Source organism: Kosakonia oryzendophytica (assembly GCF_900094925.1).
In the GTDB taxonomy this organism is placed as follows: Bacteria; Pseudomonadota; Gammaproteobacteria; order Enterobacterales; family Enterobacteriaceae; genus Kosakonia; species Kosakonia oryzendophytica.
Map to the genome: position 1 here is coordinate 114,590 of NZ_FMAY01000008.1, position 17,231 is coordinate 131,820.

The 17,231-nt window shown below is 54.8% G+C and carries 7 protein-coding genes and 2 tRNA genes; 3 read left to right on the top strand and 6 right to left on the bottom strand.

The window, feature by feature from the left end:
- Window positions 1–19: 19 nt before the first annotated feature.
- Complete coding sequence (mltA, locus tag GA0061071_RS14840) at window positions 20–1,117, bottom strand: murein transglycosylase A (RefSeq protein ID WP_061493339.1); 1,098 nt, start codon at window positions 1,115–1,117, stop codon at window positions 20–22.
- 207 nt (window positions 1,118–1,324) lie between these two features.
- Between mltA and GA0061071_RS14845 the strand changes: the two genes are divergently transcribed.
- Together GA0061071_RS14845 and GA0061071_RS14850 are read left to right on the top strand one after the other, a co-directional pair.
- Window positions 1,325–1,401, top strand: a tRNA-Met gene (locus tag GA0061071_RS14845).
- Between the two features lie 50 nt (window positions 1,402–1,451).
- Window positions 1,452–1,528 (top strand) — tRNA-Met (locus GA0061071_RS14850).
- A 106-nt stretch (window positions 1,529–1,634) separates the two neighbouring features.
- Here the strand turns inward: GA0061071_RS14850 and GA0061071_RS14855 are convergent.
- Window positions 1,635–6,008 carry an NACHT domain-containing protein gene (locus tag GA0061071_RS14855; protein WP_088237792.1) on the bottom strand — a complete coding sequence of 1,458 codons (4,374 nt, stop codon included), beginning with the start codon at window positions 6,006–6,008 and terminating at the stop codon, window positions 1,635–1,637.
- A gap of 93 nt (window positions 6,009–6,101) precedes the next feature.
- Window positions 6,102–7,355 carry an N-acetylmuramoyl-L-alanine amidase AmiC gene (gene amiC / locus GA0061071_RS14860; protein WP_071889867.1) on the bottom strand — a complete coding sequence of 418 codons (1,254 nt, stop codon included), beginning with the start codon at window positions 7,353–7,355 and terminating at the stop codon, window positions 6,102–6,104.
- Window positions 7,356–7,580: 225 nt separating this feature from the next.
- Here amiC and argA point away from each other — a divergent pair, with 225 nt between their 5' ends.
- Window positions 7,581–8,912 carry an amino-acid N-acetyltransferase gene (argA, locus tag GA0061071_RS14865; protein ID WP_061493336.1) on the top strand — a complete coding sequence of 444 codons (1,332 nt, stop codon included), beginning with the start codon at window positions 7,581–7,583 and terminating at the stop codon, window positions 8,910–8,912.
- 25 nt (window positions 8,913–8,937) lie between these two features.
- Here argA and recD read toward each other — a convergent pair whose 3' ends face one another.
- From recD to ptrA, 3 genes are read right to left on the bottom strand one after another with little or no spacing between them, the layout of a single operon-like run.
- Window positions 8,938–10,770 (bottom strand): exodeoxyribonuclease V subunit alpha, encoded by a 1,833-nt coding sequence (recD, locus tag GA0061071_RS14870; RefSeq protein WP_088237791.1) that lies wholly within the window; start codon window positions 10,768–10,770, stop codon window positions 8,938–8,940.
- A complete protein-coding gene (gene recB / locus GA0061071_RS14875) occupies window positions 10,767–14,315 on the bottom strand; it encodes an exodeoxyribonuclease V subunit beta (protein ID WP_088237790.1) in 3,549 nt (1,182 codons plus the stop codon). Before recB ends, recD begins: the two co-directional genes overlap by 4 nt.
- Window positions 14,308–17,196: a pitrilysin gene (gene ptrA, locus GA0061071_RS14880; protein WP_088237789.1), complete on the bottom strand. Its 2,889-nt coding sequence runs from the start codon at window positions 17,194–17,196 to the stop codon at window positions 14,308–14,310. Before ptrA ends, recB begins: the two co-directional genes overlap by 8 nt.
- Window positions 17,197–17,231: the final 35 nt, after the last annotated feature.

Genomic DNA, 17,231 nt, shown 5'->3' on the forward strand with positions numbered 1-17,231 from the left:
AGGGGGAAGTTTATCACACTCAGCCGCTGAACACGCCGCCAGCGCCCGGTGCATTTTTCAGCACCCAGACGCGGCCATAATGGTTATACCATCCGGCACGGTGACCGGCATCCGGGCCAATGCCCTGATAAATATCAAAATGCTGCCCTTTAATCGCACCGCCAACATCCAGCGCCACCATCAGGCGCAGCTCATACTGGCCATTAAATTTGCCGTTGTTATCAAGCTGCGGCACTTCCGCCAGTAGCGTCGTACCCGGAGGGATCACGCTACGATCGGAAGCCACAGAGGCACGGCCAACCAGCGGCACTGCACTGGCACCTTTCACCGGTGCCCAGGATTGCGGCTTAAAGAACACGAATGAGGCGTTCTCTTCCAACAGTGCACGCACTTCTGATTCACTGTGCTTCGCCCCCCATTCCCGGATGGCCTGCATCGACATGTCTTCTTTCTTCACTTCACCACGGTCGATCAACACCTTACCGATACTGCGGTAGGGATGACCGTTTTTACCGCCATAGCTGAAGAAGTTAAGCGGGCTACCGTCGCCAAAATCGATATAGCCGCTGCCCTGCACGTCCATAATAAAGTTGTCCATCAGCGAGTTGCTGTAAGCCAGCACATAGCTGTCGCTCAGCGCACCGGCATAGATTTCGGCACGGGACGGCAACCGTCCGCGTTTGGACGGCATACGATAGATAGGGTACTGGAATTCGCCCTGGCGCGTGTGTCGCGCCTGTATCACAGGGGTGTAATAACCGGTGAACTGCACGTTGCCGTAGTTATCCGTGCCTTCCATCTGCCAGGCGTCGAGGCCGTATTGACGTAAAGTGCGAGTATCGCCTCCGGCTCGCAGCCACTCCTGGATAGCGTTATACACGTTGCTTTGGCTGCTATAGAGGCGCGGCGCGGCGCTGCGGATCTGGCTCACCTGCTCGGAGAAATCACCGGCATTGATTGGCGCGCCAACGGCGTCAGGCTGGTTGACCAGGGAAAACGGCTGGGAAAATTTCCCGTCTTTATACTGCTGACCGCGATCGGTCGGTTTAGAAGTACAGGCTGCGAGGATAGCAACCATCGCTCCCGTGAGTGCATACTTAACCCAACGTCCTTTCATTCTCTCTCATCTTCTGAATTAACCCGGAGCGAGGTGAAGATAACAAACCCCACTCGCTAATGAAATGCGCCAGCGCAACCCAACACAAATTTCGCTCAAAAAACGAACTGATTGTATTGTTTTTACGCATAATCTCCGCAAATTACGTATTGGGGCAAAAAAAAGGTTGCATCAAAAAGTTTGCAGCGTATAGTGCGCATCCACGGACGCGGGGTGGAGCAGCCTGGTAGCTCGTCGGGCTCATAACCCGAAGGTCGTCGGTTCAAATCCGGCCCCCGCAACCAATTAAAATGTGAAGAAAAACGTTTACATGATGGAAGTGTAAACAGACGGACGCGGGGTGGAGCAGCCTGGTAGCTCGTCGGGCTCATAACCCGAAGGTCGTCGGTTCAAATCCGGCCCCCGCAACCAACACAATAAACACCTTAACGGGTGTTTTTTTGTTTCTGCGTTGCAGTAAACGAAACATGGCACGCTGCGGTGCCATTTTGTTGTCGCGTTGCTCACCTTTCGTGCATCAGGACGTCTTATTTCCCTTTACTCTACCCCTCTTACGTGGCGACACTCGCTTTGCATCCTTTTCCGTCGCTAGTCTGGGACGCAAATCAACTCCCTTAACCTTGAGCTGCATTCCATAGCCCAGCTTTTCAACCAGACGCATTGCCTCATCATTCAACCATTCGATCAGCTGCGCGAAATCCATTTTCTTGCCGTCCTCGGGTTTTTTCCAGTTTTTGTCGCTGGCAATGGTAATCATCAAACACCCTGCCCGACACTCCTCCGAAGCCATGTACTTATTGACGAGTTGATCCGACAAGGCGGCACGTAAGTCATTTGCGGAACGGGGCTTTTCACCAATTTTAAGTTCAATAACAGCCTGTGGCCCAGCAAGCGATCGCAAGCGAATGTCGGTCTCTTTCTCATCCGCAGTTGCTGATTCTTGATCGACGGTATAGCTATTTCTTGCACTATTACGCAATTCACGTGCAATTACGCGTCGCATAACGCGCTCATCACGGATGCCAGCCCAGCTTTCACGTGGAGAAACATCTGACAGCAAAAGTTCATCCAGATCATCCAGACGATCGCATAGCAGAGCAAACATACTTTCACTGCTGGCTGGAGGGAGGTCGTGGCCGCCATAAATCCCGGCAATATCACCTTCGCTTAACACGTCGCTATCCGCTTCCTGGGCAGCCTTCTCCAGTGCGATAGCTAATGCTCTTGCGCTAAAATCAGCAAACAAAGGATCCTGACTCAACGCGATGCGGGCTGACCATGCAGATGACCCCGTGGTATTGAGTAAGGCAGACAGAATCACATCCCGACCACTTTGCGCGTAATCACGACGATCGGGTGTCCAGCTTCCTTCGTGCCAGGGATCATCTTCCCGGCGGATATGTGTATACGCGAGTCGGACCAGGCGCAGTAATAACTCCGGTGTGAACCCCGGCTGCGACAGATTGACCGGAGCATTGAGATGATGCGTGTCGAAGAGCTCGCCAAACCAATCAAGCGCAGCAGAATCTTTACTCACAGGGATCTTAGCCAGAATACGTTCCAGCTTTTCCACCCCGGTAGTCGGTTCCAACTGCAATAACGCAGCCACCCAGACGCTTTCAAACCTGACACCAGTGCGTCGAAGCCGTTTACGCGCCAGTAAACGGATTTGCTCGACCGCCTCTGGATCGCCGTGTTGGATCAATACGTCAAGAACGCGCTTTAAGCGTTGTTTTGCCCGCGTCGGGTCTTCTTTATTACCCGTACTGCTGGCATTCTGCTCAAGCCACTGGCGTAAACAAGGCACAAAAATCGCGGCGATTGCTGGCGTCGCATATTCGAGTCCGTGAAGAATGGGCGAGGGCGAAGGTAGCGTTAATTCGAACGTCAGCTGAGCCCCTAACGTACTGCTGACCGCCGTTGGATGGGCAATCACCAGCGCCTCAAGCCATGAGGGAAAGCTGCCATACCCAATCGGCACATAACGCGCGGCGTTTTCGGCTTCAGCAGGCGAAAGCTTTCGTGCCCAGTCGGGGTCTTCGGATTCAGCAAAAATGGCGGCGAAACCCAATTGCCACCGTCTGTAGACCACATTTCTGTCTTCGGGTTTAACCTCCATACCCAAACCGGGCCGTTCTCGTCGCCAACACGGTATCAGCGCAGCCCGTACCCGATCGGCTGTCTCTTTACCAAAATGATTTTCCAGAAAAGCACGGTTCCACCCGGTTGCCCGTCCATGACTTTCAGTGCTTTCCATAACATGCCACAGTTTTTTTATTGTGGTATCGACGCAATCCTGGCTAAACGCCCGGTCCGGGTTATCGCTGATCTCATTCCACAGATCAATCCAGCTCGCCATCGCTTGTGCTTTGCGAGCATTGCGTTGTTGCTCATCAAGGGCAGATTGTCGTTCAGACTCGGCAAATACAGGATCAAACACATGCCTTCGTTGTAACACCTTGTCGAGATCAGCAACAAGGGCTGGCGTATCGGCGACGCAGGACTTGAGGTGTTCCACATATTCATGAAAAGAGAGTGCCGTTGGGTATAAAAAGCGGATTGCCACTTCCAGCAGCATCTCCCGATCTTCTAACGGGCGTTGCTTGTCTGTCAGGCAGGTGATAATCCACTCGCTATCCCGTTCAGGCTCTGGTGTGATTGCCCCCCCACTCGTCGCAGCCAGCATCCGTTGAAAAGCGTCTTCTTCTGGGTGAAAAACCTGACTTAAGGCATCACTGGCCCAGAAAAGGGATTCGCGCTCGCGACCGGAAAGCGTATCAATAGCCGCTCGCAGGTTTTGATAAGCGTCATTGCGATAGCGATATTCGTCCCGCAAGTAGAACGCCACCGCGACGGAACGAAAAACATGTTCTTTACGTTCACCGTTCTCAAGCAGCCGGGAGCAGACTTGTGCCAGTGCAGCAACCAGGTGCACACGCGGTACCACCTTACGCCGGGCTGTTTTGTCCCATAAAGCGCCATCAAGGATACATTCGGTCAAACGTTCACGTAGAGGCTCCAGTAATGACTCCGGAAAATCTTTTGCCGAAACAATGCCCGGCAGACGCCAACTGAGATCGCTAACGACATGTGCACTTGACTCGGTTCGCATCAATAACGGAAGGAGTTGGTCTATATCCATATGACCGGGGAACAAACGGCAAATCATATGCTGGAGCATATGGTCATTCCAGATATCAGGCCGTGTCTCCAGCCGTAAGACGACAGGCTGCAAGGCGGGTGAATTAAGCGCAACCAGCGCATCGACTGCGTCATAACGCTCGTCTATGGCCGTTTCATCCGCCAGTGCGACTTCCCGGGGAATATGTTCGCACGCCGGGAGCGGCCCAGCTTCAATCAGCTTCAGTAAAAAGACCCGAATCTCTTTATTTTCAATGCCTCGTTGCCAAAGTTTATTAATCAGCTCACTCAAATCGGTAGAGACAAAACGGCGGGCGTTGATTTCAGGAACCTCAAGCCCACGCCATCCGCCACAACCGTAACGATCAACATAAGCTTGTAGCGCTTTTTGTCGCTGATGAGGATCGAGCTGTTGCGGATCGGCAGAATTCAGTAAGACTTCAGGCTCACGTCGAACCACTTCATCAAAAAAGCGAGGATCACAACCGGCCAACCATGCCGCAACAGGACGCATTGTAGGGCGTATAACTTCATTACCCTGCATCGTTCTCGTGAACAGCAACCGTTTTGCCGCTTTCACCGTTAGCCCTTTTTCAAGCAGGACGCGAATCTGTTCTGCCGCAAGGTATTCGATCACTGAACGATGATGAAAACGTACCCGCCCATAACTGGCGAAGCCAAATAATGGGCGCTCAAGCAATACCTGCCGCTCATCCTTTGTCCAGTCGGAGAGAAGAGTGTTCACATCCAGCGCTTGTTCTCCCGCATCTCCCAAATTTGATTCAGCGCTGTGACGGAGGGTCAACTTCCGGCTAAGCAGGGCTGCCAGTGCCAATTTGCGCGCGCCTTCCAGTGCCTTGTCGTCTGATAACGCAACGTGTTCAGAACGGTCTGGATTAGGCCGTAGTTTTATCGCAATGTCATGTGCAACCTGTTCCCGATGTGTCCGGATACGCCGGGACTCAGCCCAGCTGCTGCAAAGCTCAATTAAGTCCTGCGGGCGCCGTGCAAACTCCTCAGCGTTTCTCCGGTGAATATCCTCCATGAAACCCTCAACATCGACAACGCGCTGTCTGATGGCCATCTCGCGTATTTGAAGGTTATTCAAAGGCATTAAACCAACATGCAACCAGGTGGGTACCTCTTCCTTCTCCTCCCTGATTTGATGCGGGTCGATAGCAATGGCTGCAAAGGTGCTGGCGTTATATTCAGCCGCGCTTTTTGGCACCGGCAAATATTTTTCGATGAGTTGTTGTTCAATACGAATCGGACGCGTCGTGATGACTATTCTGGCCCGCGCAAGTTGCCCTTTCAACGCCCGGTTTAGCCGACGTAATGCCTGTTCGAAAGAACCAAGGGTAAGTTTTAACTCGTCAATCGCATCCAGAAAGAAAGTGGCGATAGCCGATTCTGAACTCAGCCAGGTCTCAAACTGTTGCTGCCCTTCATGATCAAACATCTCCAGCAGTTCTGTTTGTGCAAGAACAGCAAGCTCAAGAAAAAAGGCCGGCTCTCCTGACGCTTTTAACTCCTCTTGTTGCTGTTGGCATTCATAGGTTTTTCCTGCTCCGGCTTCGGCAATGATAAGAATACGCGGGGACTGAAGAAGCACTGGCCATGTCATCACACCAGGCATGCCAGGAGATAACAGTGCCGCGAGGTGATGGATATCCGTCGCATCCTCGGCGGAAAGTTTACGGAAAGTGCGTTGAATGGCTTGCTGGTTACCTTTTTTATTATCGCTACGCATAGTGGCGGGTTCCTGCTTAATCCTTTCGTTGCCGGGTCACTTATTGTTATAAACACGTTGTTATAAAAATGGCGCCTTAGGGCGCCTGTTTTTTTATTGCCTTCTTGCCAGCGTCGCGCCATCCGCGAAATAGGCCTTTATCCCCGCCAGAATCGACTCTGCCACTTCCTGCTGGAACTTCGCGGTCTTGAGCTTACGCTCCTCTTCCACGTTACTGATAAAGGCGGTTTCGACCAGAATCGACGGAATGTCCGGCGCTTTCAGCACCGCAAACCCTGCCTGTTCCACCTGGTTCTTATGCAGGTTATTGACCGTGCCAAGACGGTTAAGCACCGCTTTGCCAAACTTCAGACTGTCGTTAATGGTCAGTGATTGAACCATATCAAACATGGTGTGGTCCAGATAGCGATCGCCGCTCTTACTGACGCCGCCTATCAGGTCAGCCGCGTTTTGCGTATCGGCGAGGTACTTCGCGGCGGTACTGGTCGCCCCTTTGGTGGAGAGCGCAAACACCGATGAACCGCTGGGCTGTCGGCTACTGAATGCATCTGCATGTATCGAAACAAACAGATCCGCGCGCTGTTTCTGCGCTTTGGCAACACGCACCTTCAACGGAATAAACACATCCTCGTTGCGCGTCATGTAGGCCTTCATATTGCTTTCTTTTTCGATCAGCGCATGCAGACGACGAGCGATTTGCAGCACCACGTCTTTTTCGCGGGTGTGATATTTGCCCGTTGCGCCCGGATCTTCGCCACCGTGTCCTGGATCGAGCATGATCACAATCGGACGATCGCGTCCGGCTTTGCCCGGCTGCGGACCGCTTTCCGCTGGAGGGACCTGGTTATCAAGATCGCCTTTGTTGTACTCTTCCAGCAAGGCCAGCAGCGGATCCTGTACATCTTTCGCATTCGCCGGATAAAGGTCCATCACCAGGCGCTCTTTAAATCCGGCAACCGGAGCCAGCGCAAACAGCTGCGGAGTGATGTTTTGCTTCAATTCAAACACCATCCGCACTGTTTGTGGATCGAACTGACCAACGCGAGCCGATTTAATATAGGGATCGTCACTGCGAATTTGCGCGCCCATGCCTTTCAACACGGAATTAAGATGCACGCCTTCGAGATCCACCACCAGCCGGTCAGGATTACTCAGCGCAAACTGCTTATATTTAATGACCTGGTTAGACTCCACCGTCACGCGTGTGTAGGTCGAGGCGGGCCACACGCGAACCGCCACTACCTGGCTGACTGCGGCCAGACTGACCTGGCTCACGCTTAATAACCACATGGCCCCCGCCCCTTTTAATAATCTGCGGCGGCTCAGCGCTGATTGACTTCCCGACATGCTTCTCCCGAGCAATTAAACTGAAATAGTAATGAACGTCAGAATTGACCGAAAACTTTAACGAATGACGCATAAACTGTCATCTATTAAAGGGTAAACATATGTCTGGCTAATGGCTTTGTGGGCGTAGGTTTATTGTTTACTGAAAAATTTTGCACTTGCGCGCGGCACCAGAAAAGAATAAAAATACACAAATTACGAATAATCATGCAGTGAGGGTAGGCCGTGGTAAAGGAACGCAGAACCGAACTGGTACAGGGATTCCGCCATTCAGTTCCCTATATTAATGCTCATCGGGGAAAAACGTTTGTCATTATGCTTGGCGGTGAAGCGATTGAGCATGAAAACTTTTCCAGCATTGTCAATGACATCGGTCTGCTGCACAGCCTGGGTATCCGGTTGGTGGTGGTCTACGGCGCACGCCCGCAAATAGACGCGAATCTCGCCGAACACCATCATGAACCGATTTATCATAAAAATACCCGTGTTACCGACGCCAAAACGCTGGAACTGGTGAAACAGGCTGCCGGCCTGTTGCAACTGGATATCACTGCCCGCCTTTCTATGAGCCTCAACAACACGCCGTTGCAGGGGGCGCATATAAATGTGGTAAGCGGCAACTTTATCATCGCGCAACCGCTGGGCGTGGATGACGGTGTGGATTACTGCCACAGCGGACGTATTCGCCGCATTGATGAAGAAGCGATCCACCGCCAGCTCGATAGTGGCGCGATTGTTCTGATGGGCCCGGTCGCCGTTTCGGTCACTGGAGAGAGCTTTAACCTCACGTCTGAAGAGATCGCCACTCAGCTTGCCATCAAACTGAAAGCGGAAAAAATGATCGGTTTTTGCTCCTCACAGGGCGTGATGAACGACGAAGGCGAAATCGTCTCTGAATTGTTCCCAAACGAAGCCCAGGCACGCGTGGACGTGCTGGAAGAGCGTGGAGATTACTACTCCGGCACCGTGCGCTTCCTGCGCGGCGCGGTGAAAGCCTGCCGTAGCGGTGTGCGGCGTAGCCACTTAATCAGCTATCAGGAAGACGGCGCCTTGTTGCAAGAGCTCTTCTCGCGCGACGGTATTGGTACGCAGATCGTGATGGAGAGTGCCGAGCAAATCCGTCGTGCAACCATTAACGACATTGGCGGTATTCTTGAGCTGATCCGTCCGCTGGAGCAACAGGGCATCCTGGTGCGCCGCTCCCGCGAACAGCTGGAAATGGAGATCGACAAGTTCACCATTATTGAGCGCGATAACCTGACCATCGCCTGCGCGGCACTTTATCCGTTCCCGGAAGAGAAGATTGGCGAAATGGCCTGTGTGGCGGTGCATCCGGACTACCGCAGTTCTTCACGCGGCGAGATGCTACTGGAGCGCGTGGCGGCACAGGCGAAACAAATGGGACTGGCGAAACTGTTTGTCCTGACTACCCGCAGCATTCACTGGTTCCAGGAGCGCGGGTTTACGCCGGTGGATATCGACTCCCTGCCGGAAAGTAAAAAACAGATGTACAACTATCAGCGTCGCTCAAAAGTACTGATGGCCGATCTCACCTGAACCTCGCCCCCGCGTCATGCGGGGGTTACATCATCCGACGAAATAACGCCTCCAGGCCGCTGCGCCTCTCCGTACGGGAGGTGATGGCCTGCATCAACACACGCTCGTCCGCATACAGCGATAAGCGCTTGCGCGCGCGGGTAATCGCGGTATAGACCAGCTCACGCGTCACTACCGGTACGATCTGCTGCGGCAGGATCAGCGCGGCGTGATCGAACTCTGATCCCTGCGATTTATGCACGGTCATCGCCCACGCAGTGTCGTGCTCCGGTAAACGCCCTGGCTGCACCGATTTAATGGTGCCATCCGGCAGCGGAAACCAGACGCGGATCCCCTGCCCCTGCTCAAGCGCAATGCCGATGTCACCGTTAAACAGCCCCAGCGATGAGTCATTACGCGCGATCATTACCGGTCGCCCGTGATACCAACGGGAGTGCGGCAATCGCGTAATCTGCCGCTGGCGTAATAACGCTTGCTCAAGTCGCTCATTCAAGCCGCTTACGCCGAATGGCCCTTCCCGCAATGCGCACAGCAACTGGTATTCGCCAAACGCTGCGATCACCTCTGCAGGCGCCGCATTGCTGTGTACCAGCGAGAGATAACGGGCATAACCGGCAAGGGCATCATCCAGCATCTGCTGATACTCTTCCGTCGACTGTAACGGCTTACGCTCAATATCGCTAAACCCCTGCCCGAACACGTCCCGGGTGGCGGATTTATCCCCCCGGTTTACCGCAGCAGCAAGCTGACCAATGCCGGAATCACTGCCGAAGCGATAGCTTTTTTGCAGCAGACACAAACTGTCACGCAGTGCGCTGGCCGCGCTCCCGTCTCCCGCCGGTACCGCACAGCCGGTCAGGCGCGTCAATTGTGCTGCGCGTTCCGCCGTGTAACCAGCATTAACCCAGGCGCAGATATCCCCCAGCACAGCGCCGGCCTCCACCGACGCCAGTTGATCGCGATCGCCAAGGAAAATCACCCGGGCATGCGGCGGTAGCGCCTCAATCAACCGCGACATCATCGGCAAATCGATCATAGAGGCTTCATCAACGACCAGCACATCCAGATGCAGCGGGTTACCCGCATGATGGCGCATGCGCTGGCTACCCGGCTGAGCGCCCAATAATCGGTGCAGTGTGCTGGCCTCATCGGGCAGCATCGCTTTTTGTTGCTCATTCAACGACAGCTGACGCAGCGCATTACCCAGCGATTCGGTTAATCGTGCGGCGGCTTTACCGGTTGGCGCCGCGAGGCGGATACGACACTTGTCGCCATCAACCATCTGCACCAGCGCAGCAAGCAGTTTCGCCACGGTGGTGGTTTTGCCGGTCCCGGGCCCTCCGGAAATCACCGAAATCCGCCGGGTTAACGCAACGGCGGCGGCCACTTTCTGCCAGTTGACGTCATCGGTAGCCGGAAATAGTGATGTAAGGGCCTGCGTCAGGCGCACCTCGTCAACCGCCAGGGGCGTGTTCTCTTGCGCAAAGAATGCAGCGACCTGCCGTTCGTTGCACCACATTCGGTTCAGGTAGAGACGCCCGTCGGAGAGGATCAATGGCGTGGGGGCATCTCCCTCACTCACAGCGGGAGAGGCCAGTAGAGTTGCCTGCCAGTCATCCGGTTGCCCGGCGCATTCAAACAATTGCGCTAATAGCGTCGAGGGGTGAGCGAACGCCTCAGGCGTAAGACGCGCCAGCGGCAGGCAGACATGCCCTTCCCCCGCTTCATGGCTGAGCAGTGCAGCCGCCAGCATGACGGCTGGCTCATCTTCGGTGGTCACAGTAAGGGCGAACTGAACGTCCAACGGACGCAGCAACTTCTGCTGCGCCGCTTCACGTAATAAGGTCGTCATGCTCATGGCGTCATCTCCTGCTCCAGCCCGGCAAATAACGCATCCATTTGCGCAATCAGCGCGCCATCAGGACGGGTAGCAAAAATGCCCTGCTGCGGGTTTTGGGCTTCCACACCGCGTAAAAAGAGATAAATCACGCCGCCGAAATGGCGTTCATAGTCATACCCTGGAATGCGATGGCGCAAATAACGGTGCAGTGCGAGCGTATAGAGCTGGTATTGCAAATCGTAACGATGCGACTGCATCGCCGCCGCCATCGCCTCTTGCGTGTAGGCCTCTGCGCTCTCACCCAGCCAGTTAGATTTATAATCCAGCAGGTAGTAGCGCCCGTTATGGCGAAACACCAGGTCGATAAAGCCTTTCAGCATGCCGCGAACATCGCGAAAATCAAGCGGCGGGCAGCCTGCCGATAGCGGGTCGTAGCGGCGTATCAATGCATCCAGTGCAGGCGCGGTTAATGTCTCGCTGATGGGGAGATAAAACTCCATCTCCACCTGTTTATCTTTGCCGCTCAACTGGCGCAGACACACGCCGGACTGTGCCAACGGCGCGCGCAATACCGTCTCCAGCCAGTCGCTGAATACCGGTTGCCAGTGCTCTTCATAGCCGCCCGTAAGCAATTTTTCCGTTACCCACGGCGCAGAAACCGGTTGGGTAAAATCCATCTCTTCAAACAGACTGTGCAAAAACGTTCCCGGCGAAGCGCCACGAGGAAACTGGTGCGGTGTTAACATCGGCTCTGCTTGTGGCTCCCGCTCTCCGGCTGCATCCATATCCAGACGCGGCAGTAAATCCAGAGCGATGCCGTGAGCACGCTGCTGTAACCCGGAGTAGCTGGTAACGCGCCAGTCATCGGCAATACGCCGCTGCATGTCACGCGCACTCAATGCGGGTGGTCGCACCTGCGGCATCTGCCAGGGTTCACCGTCCGGCGTTTGCGGCACACAGACGGCAATATCGTCATTGCACAGTTGCTGCAATGCGCTTTGCAGCGCGGTGGCATCCAGCGCCTCGCCTTTTTGCAGTAACCGGCCAAGTGCGCTTAAGTGGAAATCCGACGCCCCGGCTTTCTCGCCACGCCGACGGAACAGCGGCGCAATGCCAAGGCTGCAATGCCATATGGAACGCGTCAGTGCGACATACAGTAACCGCAGATCTTCCGCCAGCCGTTCTTCCTCTGCCAGCGCAACGCTGTCATCAGCATGGCTAAGGTCAAGCACAGCCTGAAAAGCGTCGCGATCGTGATAAAACCCCTGATCCTGCACACGGAAATTCGCAATAAATGGCAGCCATACCAGGGAATATTCCAGGCCTTTCGATTTATGGATCGTGACAATTTGCACCAGATGTTTATCGCTCTCCAGACGGAGTTGCTCGCTGGCGGCGTTGGTGTTTGGCTCGGCTATGCGTTGCGTTAACCAGCGCGTAAGCGCGTGCTCACTCTCCAGTTGCGTCCCCGCTTCCTGTAGCAGTTCACTCATGTGCAAAATGTCGGTCAAACGGCGCTCGCCGCCTGGCGTCGCCAGCAAGTTTTCCGCGACATGGCGTGCGCTCATCAGGGTGCGTAGCATCGGCATGACACCCCGTTTTTGCCACAGCTCCCGATAGCGGGAAAACTCTTCCACTACCGCATCCCACGCCAGCTCATCGAGATTCAGCGCTTCAATGTCCTGCGCCGTCAGTCCCAGCATCGATGTTGCCAGCGCGCTGCGGAGCGTACTTTCACGCTCCGGCGCCAACACCGCCTGCAACAGCCACAACAGCTCCTGTGCTTCAGGTGTTTCAAACACGCTGTCGCGGTTGGAAAGGTAAACAGAAGGAATATTCAGCAGCGTTAGCGCATCGCGGATCAATGACGCTTCGTGGCGGCTGCGCACCAACACTGTAATATCCGAGGCTTTGACCGGACGGGCTTTTTCCCCTTGCTGCAACAGCGCCTCCCCCTGCTGTCCGGCGCTTAACCAGTCACGGATCTGCGTTGCGCACAGTTGCGCCATAAAGCTTTGGTAATCCCCAACGCCGACGCCGTCACCCTCCATCAGCCACAGCTTCATCGCGGGCTGCGTTTCGCCCCGAAGCGTAAAACGCAGAGACGCATTTTTAGCGGCGGATTTGACCGGCAAAAAGGGGATCTGCCGGAACATAAAAGCATCATCCATCTGGCTGAACAGCCGGTTAACGCTGGCTACCATCCCCGGCGCCGAGCGCCAGTTAGTATCCAGCGTATAGCGGGCGCTCACTTCGTCCCGCGCTTTCATATAGGTGAAAATATCCGCCCCGCGAAATGCGTAAATCGCCTGTTTCGGATCGCCAATCAGCAGCAAACCACACGCTGGTTGCCCCAGCCAGATACGGCTGAAAATACGATACTGTTGCGGGTCGGTATCCTGGAATTCATCAATCATCGCCACCGGGAAGCGGTTGCGAATAGCGGCGGCCAGCGCTTCACCGTTCGGGCTTTGCAGCGCGCTATCCAGCCGACTCAGCATATCGTCAAAACCCAACTCGCCGCGACGGCGCTTCTCTTTGGCTACCGTTTCACGAATTTCACGCATAGCGGAGACCAGCACCAAATCGTTAAGCGTCAGAGGCTGTGCCAGGAGATCGTCAATGGCGACAAACAGAGCATGCTCCGGCACCACGCCACCGGCTTTGGTACGCTGGGCCAGAAACGACTGGGCAAACTTTTCCAGTGCGTCCGGTAGCAGATAACTTGTTGTCTCTTCCTGCGCCCAGGCGGTGATCTTCTCTGTCCATTTCGCCTGGTTGCCACGGTTGAACTTACGCCTGTCGATGCCGGAGTTTTCGAGCAGCGGATCCAGCTCATCCAACGCGGCATTCCACTGGCGCTTTACGGCTTCGATTTGCGCAATGATTTTCTGATGGCGAGAGGCCAGCGTTTCATCTGCAGCTGGCAGAACTTTGATTTGCGGTGCTTCGCCTTGCAGATAACGATCAATCGACTTCAGCAGGTCCTGAGGGCCTTGCCACACCGCGTGGATTGCCTGGGCAATGTCGCGCGGCAACGGGTAGCAATGGCGTCGCCAAAAATCCGCACAGGCCTGATAGCGCAACAGTGACTCGTCTTCCACCAGTTGCTGCTCAAACAACATGCCGGATTCAAAAGCATTCAAGCTCAGCATCCGCTGGCAAAAACCATGGATAGTGAAGACAGCCGCTTCGTCCATCTGGCGTTCAGCCAGTAGCAGCCATTGCGCCGCCTGCTGTTTATCGTCGATCTCATCCAGCAAACGGGCATACAGAGGGTTGTCGGTGGATTCCCGCAGGCAGGCAATGCGCAGCTCGTGAATATTGCTGCGAATGCGACCACGCAGCTCTTCTGTGGCCGCTTCGGTGAATGTCACCACCAGCAGTTCTTCAACGCTAAGCGGACGCGGGAAGGCGGCACTGCCGCCCAGCCCTAATAACAGCCGCAGGTAAAGCGCGGCAATGGTGAAGGTTTTACCGGTTCCCGCCGAGGCTTCAATCAGGCGCTCGCCAGTAAGCGGCAAGCGCAGGGGATCAAGGGGCTCAGCGGTGGCTTCATTCATCTTTCTCGACCATCATGGGTAAGGATTGCTGCAACGCGCTGACGCTGTCCCAGACCTTCCAGCCCTGCGGTCGGGCGTATTCGGCTTTCCCGCTCTGGCTACCGGAGATCTGCGACAAAATCGCCATACCTTGCGGCTCAACCACCGCCTGATGGAAGAAGTCGGCAAGTTTTTGCGGCGTCAGCTGTTTTATCTGGGCCACTACTTTATCACGTGAATCGAAACGCATATTGCCGCGATCGAAATCTTTGCTCAGTTTGGAAGCCTCTTCACCTAACGTCTGCGGCGCTTGTTCAATTTGCGCAATCACACCCTGCTGAATTTGCGCGAACTCTTCCGGCTTCATGGCGCGCAGCCGCGTTTCCGCCGTCGGGAAGAATGCCTTATAGCGATCCCAGAGATACGCAGGCTGTTTACCGTTGCTTTGCAGCAGGAAACCCATTCCCCACTGGCGGCCAACACTCATCGGGAAGGCGAAAACCGCATAACCCAGTTGTTCTTCAGTACGAAGTTGGTTATAGAACCACGGCTGGACAATCTGCCCCAGCATCGTGCTATATGCAGAACTGCTGTATTCATCGAAACCAGGAGGAACAAATACAGCCGCGAGTGCGGAGTCAGTGCTGTTACCCGCTTTTTCAAAGCTTACATTCTGCTGTTTATCCACCAGCACGTCTTTATTACGACACCATTCCGTGCCTTTTGCGCCGAGCTGTTTCTGCACGTTATGAGCCAGATCTTTCGCCTGCTGCGCGCCGAGATTACCGATGACCAGGAACTCAGGACGTGCGTTGGTTTTCAACGTTTCGCGGTAGTTGAGAATGTCCTGCAGGGTAATGGAAGGCAGCAGGTCACGACGGGTTTCACGCTGAAAATAGGGCACCTGTGAGAGCATCTGGACCGGCATAATCGCCAGATCGAAGGCTTTGCCCTTCTCTGCCGAATCCATCATCTGCGTGTACCAGGATTTCGCCTGTGCCAGTTGTTCTTCCGTCGGCGTATAGCTGAAATACCCCGTTAACAGCGCCTGGAAGAGCTGAGGTAAACGTTGCGTGTAGCCATTGGCATTCAGCATCAACCCGTTGTTAGCATTGGTGGAGAAACTAATACCGCCGACCGACGCCTGATTACTGAGCTGATCGAGAGCCAGCCCGGCCAGGTAGTCATTGAGTGCAAACAGCACCTGATTTTTCGCGCTATCCATGGCTTGCGGGTTGCGCAGCACGACGCTGACATCAGCCTTCGGCTCGCTGGCGAAATAATGGCTTGGCATATACACCACGCGTAACGTGGGCTCATCGACAATCAGTTCCGGATGCGCATACTGCTTCTCAGGTTTGATCAACGAGAAGTCATCGGGAATATAGGGATTCAGCTCCGGAAATTTCAACGCTATCGCACTGGCACGTTGTTGCCAGTCAGCGAAGGTTTGCGGGGTGATTTTATTCACCTGATAGGGCGCCTCAACGAAATAGGCGGTCTTATCGTGGGGTTCGTCCGGGCTGATGTACCAGATGCGGGCGTTTTGCGGCGTCATTTCATCAAGGCGCGCCTGCACCGCTTTCGCATCGAACTGGTCAGCAATATTCACCGAATCAAGGGTGTGCGCGACCGGGACACGGATCATGGTGTCCGCCAGCCACTCAACATAATCCATATCGCGGGTAATGGACGGGTAGCGAAAATCAAGATCCAGAATATGGGACAGCTCGTCGAAATAGCGCTTATCCACGCCTTTATCACGCAGCAGTTGTAAGTAACTGAAGATCGCCGCCACCACCTGATCGCGGTTTGCCTGCCCTTTGTCAGTGAGTGTGGCGGAAATGGCCAGCACGCCACTGTTACCGTTGACCACCGGGTCAGAATCACCGCGAATGCTTTCCACCAGCCCCTGGCTCTGCAACCAGTCAGAGAGCGTCCCTGGACTGCGGTTGCCGATAAGATACGTGATCAGTTCATCCGTTTTGCTGCGAAACGCAGCGGTGTTGTTATCAATACGGAACTCGACGCGCACAACTTTGCGCGGCACCGCCGGGACATAATGGATGATGATCCCTTTTTGCGCATCGGTCACCACCGGCGTGGTAATCTCCGGCTTACTGATATTTTTATTCGGCACGCGACCGTAGGTTTCTACGGCGATCTTCGCCAGATCCGCCAGCGGACGATTACTGTAGACCACGGCCTTCATCAGATTGGCGGAGTAGTATTTATCGCGAAACGCCAGCAGCGCATCATGTACGGGGCTGCCGGGTTTGTCACTGAGGGTTTCAAGGTTGCCGCCAGAGAAGCGGGCTCCCGGGTGAGCCGGGTTGATGGTTTCTGCGCTCACCTGCGCCATCCGCATCCCGTCGCGGGTACGCGCCATCGTCAGTTCGGCATTCACGGCATTACGCTCGCGCTCCGCGTATTTTTTGTCCAGCATCGGTTCGGCAATGGCATCCGCCAGACGGTCAACGGCACCTTCCAGCGCATTATTTTCCACTTCCAGGTAGTACGCCGTGCGATAAGGAGCCGTACTGGCGTTATGACTGCCGCCGTGCAATTTGAGGAATTCGGCGAGACTGTCCGGCTGCGGGTATTTTTTCGACCCCATCAGCGTCATATGCTCAAGATAGTGAGCAAGACCAGGATGGGTATCGGGATCTTCCAGCGAACCCACCGGCACGACCAGCGCAGAGAGCGACTTCACCGCCTGAGGATCGGACACCAGCAACACGACCATACCGTTATCAAGGCGAATGGCCTGATACTCTCGGGTATCTTTGTCGCTCTTACGGATAGTTTCCTGAACAGGTTGCCAACCATTATCTGCCTGACTGAATGGCGCCCAGAGGGCAAAAAACAGTACGAAAGCTTTTAACCAGGTGCTGCAGGGCATTCACGAACCTCATCATTAACGATCCCGGAGATACC